Source organism: Janibacter terrae NBRC 107853 (assembly GCF_001591405.1).
GTDB classification, from domain to species: domain Bacteria; phylum Actinomycetota; class Actinomycetes; order Actinomycetales; family Dermatophilaceae; genus Janibacter; species Janibacter terrae.
The window spans coordinates 944,154-958,243 of sequence record NZ_BCUV01000007.1; the positions used below are offsets into that span (position 1 = coordinate 944,154).

Here is a 14,090-nt window from a genome sequence, read left to right on the forward strand (position 1 = left end):
ATGACCGCGCAGACGTCCACCGCCGAGGTCGACGACCGGGTCGCGGCGAAGGGGAGGATGGGACTCCTCTTCGCCCGGCCCGAGGTCGGCGCACTCATCGGCGCCCTCGCCGTCATGGTCCTCTTCATGGCCGTGGCGCCGTCCTTCCGCAGCCTCGGCAACACCGGCACGATCCTCTACGCGGCCTCGGCCATCGGGATCATGGCCGTCGGGGTCTCGCTGCTCATGGTCGGCGGCGAGTTCGACCTCTCGACCGGTGTCGCCGCGACGAGCTCGGGCATCGTCGCCGCGCTCACCGCGTGGAACTTCGGCGTCAACGTCTGGGTCGGCGTGCTCGTCGCGCTCGTCGTCTCGCTGGCCATCGGCGCCTTCAACGGGTGGCTGCTCATGCGGACGGGGCTGCCGAGCTTCCTCGTCACCCTCGGGACCTTCTTCGTCCTGCAGGGCGCCAACCTCGCCGTGACCCGCCTCGTCGGCGGCACCGTCTCGACGCCGGCGATCTCCGACATGTCCGGGTTCACCTCGGCGCAGTCGGTCTTCGCGTGGAGCGTCCAGGTCGGCCCGGTCAACATCAAGTCGCTCGTCGTCTACTGGGTCGTCCTGGTGGTCATCGGCGCGCTCGTGCTGCAGAAGACCCGCGTCGGCAACTGGATCTTCGCCGTCGGTGGTGACGCGGCCGCGGCCCGGGCCGTCGGCGTCCCGGTCAAGGCGGTGAAGATCGGCCTCTTCATGACGGTCGGGTTCTGCGCGTGGATGCTCGGCATGCACCTGCTCTTCTCCTACAACGTCATGCAGTCCGGAGAGGGCGTCGGCAACGAGTTCATCTACATCATCGCCGCGGTCGTCGGTGGGTGCCTGCTCACGGGTGGCTACGGCTCCGTCGTCGGTGCGGCCCTGGGCGCCCTGATCTTCGGCATGACCCGTCTGGGCATCAACTACGCGGGCTGGAACGTCGACTGGTTCTACACCTTCCTCGGCGTGATGCTCCTGCTCGCGACCCTGGTCAACCTCTACGTGAAGAAGAAGGCGGATGCGCGATGAGCACCGTGACCAGCACCAGGACCGGCCACGCCCGGCCGGAGGGGATCGAGCCCCTCGTCGTCATGAGGGACGTCGGCAAGTCCTACGGCAACGTCCACGCCCTGCGCGGGGTCAACCTCGAGGTCTACCCCGGTGAGGTGACCTGCGTCCTCGGCGACAACGGCGCCGGCAAGTCCACCCTGATCAAGATCATGGCGGGCCTGCACGAGCACACCTCGGGCAGCTTCGAGGTCGACGGCATCAAGCGCCATCTCGCCTCACCCCGGGCCGCGCAGGCCCTGGGCATCGCGACCGTCTACCAGGACCTGGCCCTGACGCCGCTCATGTCCGTGTGGCGCAACTTCTTCATGGGCAACGAGATCCGCAAGGGGCCCTTCCTCGACGCCCAGCGGATGAGGACGATCGCCGACCAGGAGCTGCAGAAGATGGGCATCCAGATCGGCGACCTCGACCGTCCGGTCGGTGGCCTGTCGGGTGGGCAGAAGCAGTGCATCGCCATCGCCCGGGCGATCTACTTCGGCGCCAAGGTGATCATCCTCGACGAGCCGACCGCTGCCCTCGGAGTCAAGCAGTCGGGCGTGGTGCTGAAGTACATCGCCAAGGCGCGCGACGCCGGCCTCGGCGTCGTCTTCATCACGCACAACCCGCACCACGCCTACCTCGTGGGCAACCACTTCATCATCCTCAAGCTCGGTCGGCTCACCCTCGACGCACCACGCGACGAGCTGACCCTCGACCAGCTGACCGCGGAGATGGCCGGTGGCCAGGAGCTCGCCGAGCTCAAGCACGAGCTCGGCGACGTCGATCCCGACAAGACCGTCGACCCGGCCCACCCGGAGGTGCAGCTGGCCGGGCCCGGCAAGCCGCAGGTCCGGGACGAGGGGTGAGCCCCACGCTGCGTGTCGGGGTGGTCGGCGTCGGGCTCATGGGGGCCGACCACGCCCACCGGCTCGCTGCCCGGATCGCCGGCGCGAGCCTCGCGGCGGTCGCCGACCCGGACGTCGAGCGGGCGGCGGACCTCGCCGAGGAGCTCGGCGGTGTCACGGTCCACGCCGACCCCCTCGACCTCGTCGCGGCCGACGACGTGGACGCGGTGCTGCTCGCCTCGCCGGGGGCCGTGCACGAGGAGCAGCTGCTCGCCTGCATCGGGCGCGGGCTGCCGGTGCTCTGCGAGAAGCCGCTGACGATGGACAGCGCGTCCTCGCTGCGGGTCATCGAGGCCGAGCGGGCCGGCGGCCGACCGCTCGTCCAGGTGGGGTTCATGAGGCGCTTCGACCCGGAGTACGCGCACCTGAAGGCCGTGCTCGACTCCGGCCGGATGGGTCGCACGCTCCTGCTGCACCAGACGCACCGCAACCTCAGCGTGCCCAACCCCGCCTTCCGCTCCGAGATGATCGTGCGTGACAGCCTCGTCCACGAGGTCGACTGCGCCCGGTGGCTGCTCGGCGAGGAGATCGTCTCGATCCAAGTGCTCGGCCCGAGGCCGACGCGCCACGCGCTCGCCGGGGTGCTCGACCCGCAGGTCGCGATCTTCCAGATGGCCTCGGGAGCCGTGGTGACCAACGAGGTCTTCGTCAACAGCCGGACCGGCTACGAGGTGCGGGTCGAGGCCGTCGGCGAGGACGGCAGCGCCGTCATCGGACGTCCCTCCAGCGGCGTCTACACGACCTCCTCGGACCCGGACGGCGGCGCCGGCGCGTGGGGCGGCCCGATCGACCCCGACTACCGGGTGCGCTTCGAGCGGGCCTACGACCTCGAGGTCCAGGCCTGGGTCGATGCCTGCCGTCGTGGCGAGCGGGTCGGTCCGACGAGCTGGGACGGCTACGCCTCGACGGTCGTGTGCACCGCCGGCATGGAGTCCCTGACGAGCGGGCAGGCCGTCGACGTCGATCTGGTCGCGGGTTAGGCGCCCTCGCGGCTCGTGCGCGAGAGGGCCTCGAGCAGCACCTGCGCGCCGCGGGTCGGGTCGTTGCGCCAGGTCACGTGCAGCGGCAGCCGCGCCGGACGACGAAGGGGGGCCCACGCCAGGCTGGCAGGGGCCTCCCGGGCGTAGTCGATGGGCACGAGCGCGAAGGCCTGCTCGTCGGTCAGCAGGTACGAGTAGGACCCGGAGAACCGGGTCGTCGACTCGACGACCCGGGGGTGGGCGCCGTTGGCGTCGCAGGCCCGCAGGACGAGGTCGTAGTACGCGGGGTTCTGCTCCCGCGGCCAGATGAGCAGCCGCAGGTCCTCGAGCGCACCGAGGTCGGCGGGCTCGCCCGCGGGGAGGCGGCCCCGGGCGGCGAGCACGCACAGCTCGTCCGCGCCGAGCGTCGCGCGCTTCGTGCCGGGCACCCGGTCGACGAGGTGCCCGATACCGACCTCGGCCTCGCCGGCGGTCAGGGCGGCCGAGACCCCGCCGGTGAGCACCTCGACGACCTCCACGAGGGGGCCGTCGTCGAGCGCGCCGACCGCCCGCAGGGCCTGCGGCACGACGCGGTTGACCAGGCTGGGGGACGCGGCGAGGCGCACGACCTCGCGCGTCGCGGAGACCCGGTCGACGGCCGACTCGAAGCGGTGCGCGGCGTCGAGGACCTCCTGCGCCGCGGGCAGCAGCTCCCGGCCCGCAGGGGTGAGCGTCGTCCCGGCGCGCGAGCGCTCGAAGAGCCGGAGGCCGAGGGTGCGCTCGAGGCCGCGGATCTCCCCGCTGACCGTCGGCTGGGCCAACCCCAGGGCGTCGGCGGCGCGCCCGAAGTGCCCGGTCCGCGCGAGCGTCGCGAAGACCGTCAGCCGACGGAGCGTGAACTGCATAGGCGCCAGCCTATGACGCGATACCGACGTGGGTCTGGTTCACCGGGGCAGGTCTTCCTACCGTGGGAGGGAGATCCCCTTCGTCCTCATCGTCAGGAGAGCCATGACCCCCTTCGTCCGCGTCGCCGCCGAGGTGCAGGAGGCCGTCTCCGCCGGCGCACCCGTCGTCGCCCTCGAGTCCACGATCTTCACCCACGGACTGCCCCGCCCGCGCAATGTCGAGGTCGCCGAGGAGGCCGAGCAGATCGTCCGTGACGCGGGCGCCGTACCGGCCACCATCGGTGTGGTCCACGGCGAGCCGGTCGTCGGCCTGACCCGTGACGAGATCGTCGAGCTCAGCCAGGACGACGACGTGCTCAAGTCCGGCATCCGCGAGCTGCCGATCGGCGCGGTCAACGGCAAGAACGCCGGCACGACCATCGCCGCGACCTCCCTCGTGGCCCACCGTGCGGGCGTCAAGGTCTTCGCGACCGGCGGCCTCGGTGGCGTGCACCACGGTGCGTCGACCAACTTCGACGAGTCCGCCGACCTGCTCGCTCTCGCGCTCAACCCGATCGTGCTCGTCAGCTCCGGCGCCAAGGCGGTCCTCGACGTCCACGCGACCCTCGAGCGTTTCGAGAGCCTGAGCGTGCCGATCGTCGGCTACCGCACCAACGCCTACCCCGGCTTCTACTCGAGCGAGTCCGGGTTCCCCGTGCCGCACCGCATCGAGACCCCGCAGGATGCCGCGAAGATCTACGCGACCCAGCGCGCCCTCGACCTGACGACCGCCCTCCTCGTCGCCAACCCCGTCCCGGCCGACGAGCAGCTCGACCCCGCGCTGCTCGACGGCGTCATCGAGAAGGCCTGGGCCGCGCTCGACGAGCAGGGCATCTCCGGCCAGCAGGTCACCCCCTTCCTCCTCGACTTCATCCGCCGCGAGACGGGTGACGCGAGCCTCGACGCCAATGTCGCGCTCTACCGCAACAACGTCCGGCTCGCGTCCGAGATCGCCGTCGCGCTGACGCAGGGCTGACCGGCCGTGCTGGGCGTCATCGGCGACGTCGTGCAGGACGTCGTGGTGTGGATGCAGGAGCCGCTGCGCCCCGCCACGGACACGCTCTCCGAGATCACCACGCGGCGCGGCGGGTCGGCGGCGAATGTCGCCGCCTTCGCCGGGCCGCGGCACCCGACGCGGTTCATCGGACGGGTCGGCGACGACCTCGGCGGTGACGCCGTGCGCCGCGAGCTCCAGGAGCGCGGCGTCGACGTGCGCCTCCAGGTCGGCGAGATCACCGGCATGATCGTGGTGCTCATCGACGACCGCGGCGAGCGGATGATGTTTCCCTCCCGCGGCGAGTCGGCCCGCATCGCTCCCGTCGACGACGCCTGGCTCGAGGGCGTGGAGATCCTGCACCTCACCGGCTACTCGCTGGCGAGCGACCCCTCCGCGTCGAGCGTCCTCGACGCGGCCCGGCGGGTGCGCGCGGCCGGTGGCCGCATCTCGATCGACCTGTCGTCCACGGGGATGATCGAGCTCCACGGGCGGGACGCCTTCGCCGACCTCGTCCGCGACCTCGCGCCGGACTTCATCTCGGCCAACGAGGACGAGACCGCCCTCCTGCAGCTCGTCGAGGGGGACGGCGCGGGTCCGCTCGCCCGCGACCTGCCGGACACCGTCGTCCTGGCCCGCGCCGGCCAGGACCCGACCCGCATCATCCGCGGCCCCGAGGTCGTCGCGACCGTCCCCGTCGAGCCCGTCGACGGCGTCCGTGACATGACCGGCGCCGGCGACGCCTTCAACGCCGGGTTCCTCACCGCCGTGCTCCGCGGGGCAGGCCTGGAGGAGGCGGTCGAGTCCGGCCACGCCCTGTCCCGGCGCGTGCTCGCCCACCCGGGGGCGAGCGAGGGCCCGGAGTCCCTCCCCGCATGACCACCATGCCGCCCGACGTCCGCCCCACGACGACAGTGAGCGGTGTGGTGGGGCTGATGGCCGCGCTGCTGTCGGCGATCTTCGCCTTCCAGCTCAGCGCGTCGATGCTCTCGCCCGTCCTCGCGACGATGGAGCGCGAGCTCGGGGCGACGTCGGCCGAGGTCGGCCTGACCCAGACGGCCTTCTTCGCGTCGGCGGCGCTCTTCTCCCTCTTCCTGCCGCGCTGGGGCGACCTCGTCGGGCGCAAACGGCTGATGCTCGGCATGCTCGCCGTGACCACCGTCGGCGCCGTCGTCTCCGCGCTCGCCCCGACGGTGGGGGCGCTCGGCGTCGGCCGGGTGGTGCAGGGGATCTCCGGGCCGATCGTGCCCATGGCCCTGATCATGTTGCGCGTGCAGGTGCCGGACGGACGGCGGTACGCCCGGCTGATGGCGGTGCTCACCGCGGTCAACGGCGGCATCGCCGGCGTCGACGCGCTCGCCGGCGGGTGGCTCGCGGCGACCTGGGGCTTCCGCTCGGTCTTCTGGGTCATGGCCGTCATGGGCGTCCTGGCCCTCGTGGCGATCGCGCTGGGGACGCGCGAGTCCCGCTCGGAGCGCTCGGTGCCCATGGACTGGAAGGGGGTCACCGCCCTCGTCATCGTCCTGGCGGCGCTGTACTTCGCCCTCGACGAGGCGGGCAAGGTCGCCGACGCGAGCTGGCTCCTCGTCATCGGCCTGACCGGGGTCGCGGCGGTCGCCTTCGCCGTCTTCTGGCAGCTCGAGCAGCGGGTCGCGCACCCGCTCGTCACGACACGCTACCTGCGGCAACGGCGCACCTGGGCGCTGCTCGGGACGACCCTGCTCACGATGTCCGGCGTCTTCGCGGTGATGAACGGCCTGCTGCCCAACATCGCCCAGGACCCCGACGGCGGGATCGCCCTCGGGGCGGACGAGGTGTCCTGGTGGACGCTCACGCCGTATGCGCTCGCGGGCTTCGTCATGGGGCCGGTCGCCGGGCAGCTCGCCGCGCGGTGCGGATACGCGCGGGTGCTGCGCGTCGGGCTCGGCGTCAGCATCGGGGCGCTCGTCGGGACGGCGCTCCTCGCGGAGTCGTTGACGCCGGCGCTGCTCCTGGCGGTCTTCGTCCTCGTCGGCATCAGCTATGCGGGCACGTGCAACATCATGCTCAACGGCCTCGGTGTCGTGCTCAGCCCCAAGGACAACCAGGGGTACCTGCCGGGGATGAACTCCGGTGCCTTCAATCTCGGCGCCGGGTTGAGCTTCGCGCTCCTCTTCGGGATCGACACCGCGGTGGGCTCGGCAGCGGGCGCAGGGGCCGGGTACCGCGCCGGCATCCTCACGGGTGCGGTGCTCCTCGTCCTCGCGCTCGCGCTGTCCTTCCTCATCCCCCGGCCCGACGAGGAGTCGCACCACGGGGGGTGACGTGCCGGGGTTGTCTTGTTAGCATGTCAGGACAAATACCCCGCTTTGCCCAAAGGAGGGCACAGATGAGCGTCTCCACCCGCACCGCTCCCGGCCGCATCACCCACCTCGTCGGTCACTCGTCGTGGGAGGGGGAGGCCGCGCGCACGTCGGAGGTCTTCAACCCCGCGACGGGCGAGGTCACGGGGGCGCTCGACCTCGCGAGCGCCGACGTCGTCGACGAGGTCGTGGCCCGGGCGAAGGGGGCGTGGCAGGAGTGGCGGCACGTCTCGCTGGCCCGCCGGGTCCGGGTGCTCTTCGCCTTCCGCCAGCTGCTCGAGCAGCACAAGGACGAGATCGCGCGGGCCATCACCGCGGAGCACGGGAAGACCTACGAGGACGCCAAGGCGGAGATCTCCCGCGGCCAGGAGGTCGTCGAGTTCGCCTGCGGGATCCCGCACCTGCTCAAGGGCGGGTTCTCGGAGAACGTCTCGACCGACATCGACGCCTACTCGATCCTGCAGCCGCTCGGTGTCGTCGGGATCATCTCGCCTTTCAACTTCCCGGCGATGGTGCCGTTGTGGTTCGTGCCCGTCGCCGTGGCGACGGGCAACGCCGTCGTCATCAAGCCGAGCGAGAAGGACCCGACCGCCGTCAACCTCATCGCCGACCTGTGGCGCGAGGCCGGCCTGCCCGACGGCGTGATGAATGTCGTCCACGGCGACAAGGAGGCCGTCGACGCGCTGCTCGACCACCCGGACGTCAAGGCGATCTCCTTCGTCGGGTCGACCCCGATCGCGCGCTACGTCTACGAGCGCGGGGTCGCGACAGGCAAGCGCGTCCAGGCGCTCGGCGGGGCGAAGAACCACATGCTCGTCCTGCCCGACGCCGACCTCGACCTCGCGGCCGACGCGGCGGTCTCGGCGGGCTACGGCGCGGCCGGCGAGCGGTGCATGGCGATCTCCGTCGTCCTCGCGAGCGACGTGATCGCGGACGAGCTCGTCGCCAAGATCGCCGAGCGCACCCGCACGTTGCGCACGGGCGACGGCATGAGCGAGGCCGACATGGGCCCGCTCGTCACCCGCGCCCACCTCGACAAGGTGACGGGCTACGTGGAGGCCGGCGTCACCGCGGGTGCCGAGCTGGTCATCGACGGGCGCGAGGGCGCCGACGAGCTGGGCTCGGGCTTCTTCCTGGCGCCGACGCTCTTCGACCGGGTCACGCCGGACATGACGATCTACACCGACGAGATCTTCGGGCCGGTCCTCTCGGTCGTGCGCGTCGGCTCGTACGACGAGGGGCTGCAGCTGATCAACGACAACCCGTACGGCAACGGGACGACGATCTTCACCAACGACGGCGGGGCCGCGCGGCGCTTCCAGCACGAGGTCGAGGTCGGGATGGTCGGCATCAACGTGCCGATCCCCACACCCATGGCGTACTACTCCTTCGGCGGGTGGAAGAACAGCCTCTTCGGCGACACCCACGCCCACGGCATCGAGGGCGTGCACTTCTTCACCCGGACCAAGGCGGTCACGCAGCGGTGGCTCGACCCGAGCCACGGTGGGCTCAACCTGGGGTTCCCGCAGAACGACTGATGACCGGCGGCGGCATGCTCTGTGCTCCCCGCCGGACTTCGCCCCTGACTCGTCCTGTGAATCTTGATCGCGAGTACGAGTCAGGGACGAAGGGGGCGGCGGACCGCCCTGAGGTGTTGGGACGCGCTCAGCGGATGTGCTGGTGCACGAAGGCCAGGACGTCGTCGAGGACCTCCTCGCGGTTGACCTCGTTGAAGATCTCGTGCCGGGCGCCGGGGTAGCGCTTGGACGGTGCCTGGTCGGGCGCGATGTGTGCCCAGCCCTCGTCGCTCGGACCGATGGGGACGAGCTGGTCGTCCTCGCCGTGCAGCCAGATCGTCGGGACCGTCAGGCGCCCACCGAGCGTGATCGCCTCGAGCTCGGCCTTGAGGGCGCGCAGCGTCGGGCGCTTGAAGTCGCCGTGCCAGACGAGCTCGTCCTCCTCGTAGGCACGGCCCACGTCGGGGTCCCGGCTGAGGGTCGTGGGGTCGATGGGTGTGGACGGGATCTCCTCGAGGTCGGCGAGGCCCGTGGCCGCCCACGTCCCGAGGACCGGCCCGGAGAGCACGGTGGCCGTGAGCCGGTCGGCGTACCGCTGGGTGTAGCGCGCGGCGATCATGCCGCCCAGCGAGTGGCCGATGAGCACGAGCGGCAGCCCCGGGTTCTCCGCCCGGGCCCGCTGGACGAGCAGGTCGAGGTCGTCGACCACCGGCTCGAAGTCCTCGACGAGCACCCGCTCACCCTCGCTGCGCCCGTGGCCGACGTGGTCGTGGGCGTAGACGACGGCCCCGTCCGCGGTCAGGCGGTCGGCCACCCACTGGTAGCGACCGATGTGCTCGCCGTAGCCGTGGGCGATGACCGCGACCCAGGTCGGGTCGCCGGGTGGGCTCCACAGCGATCCGATGAGCAGGCCGGCGTGGCCCTGGGTCTCGATGTCCTCGGGCGGGATGGGGCTCATGGGTCCTCCTGGGTGACGTCCGTGTCCTACCCAGTCTCGCAGTGACCGGCGGGCGAAGGGGAGGCACGTCCCGGCGGGTGGGCACGATCGCGGGATACGGTGCGTGTGCGAGGGTCGGCACATGAGCGAGCGCGCACCCCACGAGCCGGGCATCGTCGTCGTCGGGGCCGGCGAGTGCGGGACCCGCGCGGCGATGACCTTGCGGGACAAGGGGTTCGACGGCCCCATCACCCTCATCGGCCGGGAGACGGTGCACGCCTACGAGCGTCCCCCGCTGTCGAAGGCCTCGCTCGCCGCCGAGGCCTCGGACCTCGTCCACCCATGGACCCGCGAGGAGCTCGAGGGGGCGGGGATCTCCCTTCGCCTCGGGGTGGAGGTCACCTCGATCGACCTCGGGACGCGGACCGTGGTCACCGACGTCGGACCGCTCGCGTACGACCGGTTGCTCCTCGCGCTCGGCTCGCGCGCCCGCCGGCTCGACCTCGAGCACCTGCACTACCTGCGCACCCGCGAGGACGCGGACGCGCTGCGCGGCGTCGTCCGCGAGGGTGGGCGCCTGCTCGTCATCGGGGCGGGTTTCGTCGGGCTCGAGGTCGCTGCCGGGGCGCGCGAGCGGGGCATGGAGGTCACCGTCATCGAGGCCGCCGACCGTGCCCTGGCCCGGGCCGTCCCCGCGGTCGTCGCGGAGCGTGTCGTCGCCCTCCACGCCCACCACGGCGTCACGATCCGCACCCGGACGACCGTCACCGCCGTGCAGGACGAAGGGAGCCACCTGCTGGCCACCCTCTCCACCGGGGAGACCATCGTGGCCGACGCCGTCGTCGCGGGCGTCGGCGCCGAGCCGGTCACCGAGATCGCCGCTGCCGCAGGCCTGCTCGTCGAGGACGGGATCGTCGTCGACGAGCTGCTGCGCACGAGCGACCCGCACGTCTGGGCGGCGGGGGACTGCGCGTCCTACCCCGACCCGCGCACCGGCCGGCGCGTGCGGATCGAGTCCTGGCGCAGCGCCCACGACCAGGCGGTGAGCGCGGCCGCGGCGATGCTCGGCGAGACCGAGCCGCACGCAGCCGTCGCGTGGTTCTGGTCCGACCAGTACGACCAGATGCTGCAGACCGCCGGGGTGCCCGGCCCCGGGGAGCGCGAGGTCGTCCGCGCGCGCGAGGACGGCTCGCTCCTCCACCTCGGCCTGGCCGCCGACGGGCGCGTGCTCGATGCGACCTCGCTGGGGCGAGGACCGGTGGTGGCCAAGGACATCCGCGTCGCGGAGCAGCTCATCGCGGCGGGCGCGAGGCCCGACGTGAGCGACCTCGAGGACCCGGGGGTCCCCCTTCGCTCGCTGCTGTGACTCAGGCGCCCGCGGCGGCGCGGACCTCCGCGATCGTCACCGGCCGGCGCTGCGCGGCCGACAGCGTCGCCGCCTCGGCCGTCCACGCCGTGCCCATCGCGTCCGCGACGGTGCACGGGTTGTCGACCTCCCCGGCCGCGACCTGGGTGAAGACGCCGAGCTCCACGCGGAAGGCCTGCGCGAGGCGGTCCATGAAGAACCCGTGCGCCGGGCCGCCCGGCCAGGAGATGCCCGGCTGGGTCGAGCGCAGGGGCAGACCCTCGTCGAGACCGGCGGCCACCGCGTCGCGGACACCGTGCACCTCGAGGCGGACGTCGTAGCCGGCGCCGTTGGTGCGGGTGTCGGACACCACGCCGATCGTGCCGTCGGAGAGGGTGAGCAGCGCCGAGACGCTCGAGAAGTCGCCATTGTCGGCGTACATCTCCGGGGCGGCGTGGGGGTCGACCGAGCCGACGGCGTGGACCTCGACGACCTCCTGACCGGTCACCCAGCGCACCGCGTCGAAGTCGTGCACGGAGCAGTCGCGGAAGATCCCGCCGCTCACCGCGAGGTAGGCCGCCGGCGGGGGCGCGGGGTCGAGGGTCGTCGAGCGGACCGTCGTGATCCGCCCCAGCGCGCCCGATCGGACGGCGGCACGGGCGGCGACGAAGGCCGGGTCGAAGCGGCGCGGGTAGCCGATCTGCACCGGCACGTCGCTCCCGGCGACCGCCGCCTCGACGGCCAGGGACTCGGCGATGGTGCCGGCGACCGGCTTCTCGCAGAAGGTCGGGATGCCCGCGTCGACCGCCGCGCGGATGAGCTCGGCGTGCGCGTTGGTCGCCGCCGCGATGACGACCCCGTCGACGCCGTCGGCGAGGACGGCGGCCGGGTCGGCGACCGCGCGCGCCTTGCCGGTGCGGGCCGTCACGGCCTCGACGGCTGCCGCGACCGGGTCGGTGACGACGAGCTCGTCGACGTGGTCGAGCCCGGCGAAGGTGTCGGCGTGGAACGCGCCGATGCGCCCGAGGCCGATGAGTCCGATGCGCATGTCAGTCCTGTCCTCCGATGACCTGCTGGTCCCAGTCGATGACGGAGCCGGTGACGACGCCGCTGCGGTCGGAGAGCAGGAAGACGACCGCGTCCGCGATCTCGTCGACCTGCCCGAGCTTGCCCATGGGCAGGCGGGCGTTCGCCTGCTCCACCCAGTCGTCGCCGGCGCCGTGGAAGCGCCGCTGCGTCGCGTCCTCACCCGCGGTCTGCGTCCACCCGATGTTGAGGGCGTTGACCCGGACCCGGTCGAAGCGGTGCGCGTGGGCGACGTTCTTCGTCAGGCCGAGCAGGCCCGACTTGGCCGCGACGTAGGGGGCCAGGTACGGCTGGCCGCCGAGCGCGCTGATGCTCGCGATGTTGACGATCGTGCCCGCCGCCCCGCGCCCGGTCATGTCGGCGATCGCCGCCTGCATCGTGAAGAAGGGCCCGCGCAGGTTGGTCGCGATGTGCCGGTCGAAAAGCTCCGGGTCGGTGTCGAGGATCGACCCGCGGTCGGTCAGGCCGGCGCAGTTGACGAGGGCGTCGACGCGTCCGTGGCGCTCGATGGTCTGGGCGACGACCCCCTTCGCGTCCTCGACGACTGAGACATCGCCGGTGACGGCGGAGGCCGACCCGCCGATCTCCGCGGCCAGGGCCTCGCCCGGCTCGGCCCGGCGACCGCTCACGACGACGGTGGCACCTTCCCGGGCCGCGGCGCGGGCGATGCCCGCCCCGAGACCCGAGGTGCCACCGACGACGAGCACGACCTTGTCGGTGAGCAGCTCCTGCATCAGTCCTCCTGGGTGGTGCGTCGGGCGGCCGCGTGGTCACGCAGCCGGGTGGCGAGCTCCTCGGGGGAGGCTCCCTCGGTGAGAGCCTGCCGGACGATGTCGGCCTGCGAAGGGGGTGACATGCCGTCGACGGGCTGGTCCAGGTCGAGGTTGGTCGGGAAGGCGTACCCCTCCGCAGCCGCCGCCACTGCGTGGTCGACGTCGTGCCCGGCGGCCTTGCGGGAGAGGAGCGCCGGGTAGATCGCGGTGACGATGCGCTCGCGGTCGACGGACTCCATCGCGCGGCCGAAGGCGGAGGAGATCTGGAGCAGGTTGGCCATCCGGCGCACGTCGGCGGTGTGGTTGGACCCGGCCGCGTGGAAGAGCGCGGGGTTGAAGAACACGGCATCCCCCTTCGCCAGCGGCAGCTGCACGTGGTGGTCGCGGAAGTACTCCTGGAACTCGTCGAGCCAGTAGGCGAGGTAGCCGTGGGCGTACTTCTGCGAGTGCGGCAGGTAGAGGGTCGGGCCGGTCTCGACGGGCATGTCGCAGTGCGCGACCGCGCCCTGGAGGGTGAGCACGGGGGAGAGCGCGTGGACGTGCCGCGGGTAGCGCTCGGTGACCTCGGGCGAGGCGAAGCCGAGGTGGTAGTCGCGGTGCACGGTCTGCCCGACGCCGCCGGGGTTGACGACGTTGACCTGGCTCGTCACCTGGTAGCCGGGTCCCAGCCAGGCGCGCGCGGCGAGGGCGACGAGGTCGTCGCGGTAGTAGTCGACGAAGTCCTCGGGGTGGGCGGTCGCGAGCTTCTCCAGGGCATTCCAGATGCGGTCGTTGACGCCGCCGGCCGCGAAGTGGTCGCCGACCTCGCCCCCCTTCGCCCGCTCTGCCGTGATGATCTCCTCGAAGGCCGCGGAGACCCGGTCGACCACCGCGTGGTCGAGGGCGCCGGCCAGGACGAAGATCCCCGGCCCGTCGGCGAGGACCGCGGCCAGCTCGGCCTCGACGGCCTCGACGCCGGCCTCGGTCGCGATCGCCTCGCGCAGGGCCGCCGCGTCGTAGACGGGCACCTGCTGCTCGACCCGGTCGGTGAAGGCGAGCTCCGGGTCGCGCTGGGCCTCCAGGAGGGCGCGCAGGTCCTCGACCCGGCAGTCGGCCTGCCGCAGCCGGGCGAAGGGGGTGGACGTCGCTGTCATGCCTCCAGCCTCCACTGCCCGGCCGGGCGGACGGAAGGGCGGAAGGCCTCAATAACGCCTCAGGACGCTGCATTCCCCTAGGGCAATGCAGAC

13 protein-coding genes are annotated in these 14,090 nt (G+C 72.3%); 8 read left to right on the top strand and 5 right to left on the bottom strand.

Annotated features, from left to right (window positions below; all coding sequences use genetic code 11):
* From JT1_RS14210 to JT1_RS14220, 3 genes are read left to right on the top strand one after another with little or no spacing between them, the layout of a single operon-like run.
* Positions 1-1,041 (top strand): ABC transporter permease, encoded by a 1,041-nt coding sequence (locus tag JT1_RS14210; RefSeq protein WP_068327806.1) that lies wholly within the window; start codon positions 1-3, stop codon positions 1,039-1,041.
* On the top strand, positions 1,038-1,928 hold the full coding sequence (locus JT1_RS14215; protein WP_068327809.1) for an ATP-binding cassette domain-containing protein: 891 nt from the start codon (positions 1,038-1,040) through the stop codon (positions 1,926-1,928). The genes JT1_RS14210 and JT1_RS14215 overlap by 4 nt, the downstream gene beginning before the upstream one ends.
* On the top strand, positions 1,925-2,947 hold the full coding sequence (locus JT1_RS14220) for a Gfo/Idh/MocA family protein (RefSeq protein WP_082807690.1): 1,023 nt from the start codon (positions 1,925-1,927) through the stop codon (positions 2,945-2,947). Before JT1_RS14215 ends, JT1_RS14220 begins: the two co-directional genes overlap by 4 nt.
* Here the strand turns inward: JT1_RS14220 and JT1_RS14225 are convergent.
* Positions 2,944-3,831 (bottom strand): LysR family transcriptional regulator, encoded by an 888-nt coding sequence (locus tag JT1_RS14225; protein ID WP_068327812.1) that lies wholly within the window; start codon positions 3,829-3,831, stop codon positions 2,944-2,946. The two genes, JT1_RS14220 and JT1_RS14225, sit on opposite strands and share 4 nt — an antisense overlap.
* 103 nt (positions 3,832-3,934) lie before the next feature.
* Between JT1_RS14225 and JT1_RS14230 the strand changes: the two genes are divergently transcribed.
* The 4 genes from JT1_RS14230 (at position 3,935) to JT1_RS14245 (ending at position 8,744) form a co-directional block, all read left to right on the top strand.
* Positions 3,935-4,846, top strand: a complete 912-nt coding sequence (locus tag JT1_RS14230) for a pseudouridine-5'-phosphate glycosidase (protein ID WP_068327814.1) — start codon at positions 3,935-3,937, stop codon at positions 4,844-4,846.
* Between the two features lie 6 nt (positions 4,847-4,852).
* Entirely contained in the window at positions 4,853-5,743 is an 891-nt protein-coding gene (locus JT1_RS14235) for a carbohydrate kinase family protein (RefSeq protein WP_068327817.1), read from the top strand.
* The gene (gene uriT, locus JT1_RS14240; RefSeq protein WP_068327820.1) at positions 5,740-7,167 is read left to right on the top strand and encodes a uridine transporter UriT; all 1,428 of its coding nucleotides are present in this window, start codon (positions 5,740-5,742) and stop codon (positions 7,165-7,167) included. Before JT1_RS14235 ends, uriT begins: the two co-directional genes overlap by 4 nt.
* Before the next feature lie 65 nt (positions 7,168-7,232).
* Positions 7,233-8,744 carry a CoA-acylating methylmalonate-semialdehyde dehydrogenase gene (locus JT1_RS14245; protein ID WP_068327821.1) on the top strand — a complete coding sequence of 504 codons (1,512 nt, stop codon included), beginning with the start codon at positions 7,233-7,235 and terminating at the stop codon, positions 8,742-8,744.
* Between the two features lie 127 nt (positions 8,745-8,871).
* On the opposite strand, the gene JT1_RS14250 is transcribed toward JT1_RS14245, so the two are convergent.
* The gene (locus JT1_RS14250; RefSeq protein ID WP_068327823.1) at positions 8,872-9,681 is read right to left on the bottom strand and encodes an alpha/beta hydrolase; all 810 of its coding nucleotides are present in this window, start codon (positions 9,679-9,681) and stop codon (positions 8,872-8,874) included.
* Between the two features lie 121 nt (positions 9,682-9,802).
* On the opposite strand from JT1_RS14250, the gene JT1_RS14255 reads away from it, so the two are divergent.
* On the top strand, positions 9,803-11,026 hold the full coding sequence (locus JT1_RS14255) for an NAD(P)/FAD-dependent oxidoreductase (protein ID WP_068327827.1): 1,224 nt from the start codon (positions 9,803-9,805) through the stop codon (positions 11,024-11,026).
* A gap of 1 nt (position 11,027) precedes the next feature.
* Here the strand turns inward: JT1_RS14255 and JT1_RS14260 are convergent, their stop codons facing one another.
* Genes JT1_RS14260 through JT1_RS14270 form a run of 3 tightly spaced genes read right to left on the bottom strand, consistent with a single transcriptional unit; the run spans position 11,028 to position 13,997 of the window.
* Positions 11,028-12,053: a Gfo/Idh/MocA family protein gene (locus tag JT1_RS14260; protein WP_068327834.1), complete on the bottom strand. Its 1,026-nt coding sequence runs from the start codon at positions 12,051-12,053 to the stop codon at positions 11,028-11,030.
* A gap of 1 nt (position 12,054) precedes the next feature.
* On the bottom strand, positions 12,055-12,825 hold the full coding sequence (locus JT1_RS14265; protein WP_068327836.1) for an SDR family oxidoreductase: 771 nt from the start codon (positions 12,823-12,825) through the stop codon (positions 12,055-12,057).
* Positions 12,825-13,997: a phytanoyl-CoA dioxygenase family protein gene (locus JT1_RS14270; protein ID WP_068327838.1), complete on the bottom strand. Its 1,173-nt coding sequence runs from the start codon at positions 13,995-13,997 to the stop codon at positions 12,825-12,827. Before JT1_RS14270 ends, JT1_RS14265 begins: the two co-directional genes overlap by 1 nt.
* Positions 13,998-14,090 lie beyond the last annotated feature (93 nt).

Excerpts from the sequence above, each read along its gene's own strand:
- JT1_RS14260 (WP_068327834.1), bottom strand. The coding sequence starts at position 12,053 with ATGCGCATCGGACTCATCGGCCTCGGGCGCATCGGCGCGTTCCACGCC.
- JT1_RS14230 (WP_068327814.1), top strand. The coding sequence starts at position 3,935 with ATGACCCCCTTCGTCCGCGTCGCCGCCGAGGTGCAGGAGGCCGTCTCC.
- JT1_RS14215 (WP_068327809.1), top strand. The coding sequence starts at position 1,038 with ATGAGCACCGTGACCAGCACCAGGACCGGCCACGCCCGGCCGGAGGGG.
- JT1_RS14225 (WP_068327812.1), bottom strand. The coding sequence starts at position 3,831 with ATGCAGTTCACGCTCCGTCGGCTGACGGTCTTCGCGACGCTCGCGCGG.
- JT1_RS14265 (WP_068327836.1), bottom strand. The coding sequence starts at position 12,825 with ATGCAGGAGCTGCTCACCGACAAGGTCGTGCTCGTCGTCGGTGGCACC.
- JT1_RS14210 (WP_068327806.1), top strand. The coding sequence starts at position 1 with ATGACCGCGCAGACGTCCACCGCCGAGGTCGACGACCGGGTCGCGGCG.
- JT1_RS14270 (WP_068327838.1), bottom strand. The coding sequence starts at position 13,997 with ATGACAGCGACGTCCACCCCCTTCGCCCGGCTGCGGCAGGCCGACTGC.
- JT1_RS14245 (WP_068327821.1), top strand. The coding sequence starts at position 7,233 with ATGAGCGTCTCCACCCGCACCGCTCCCGGCCGCATCACCCACCTCGTC.
- JT1_RS14250 (WP_068327823.1), bottom strand. The coding sequence starts at position 9,681 with ATGAGCCCCATCCCGCCCGAGGACATCGAGACCCAGGGCCACGCCGGC.
- uriT (WP_068327820.1), top strand. The coding sequence starts at position 5,740 with ATGACCACCATGCCGCCCGACGTCCGCCCCACGACGACAGTGAGCGGT.
- JT1_RS14255 (WP_068327827.1), top strand. The coding sequence starts at position 9,803 with ATGAGCGAGCGCGCACCCCACGAGCCGGGCATCGTCGTCGTCGGGGCC.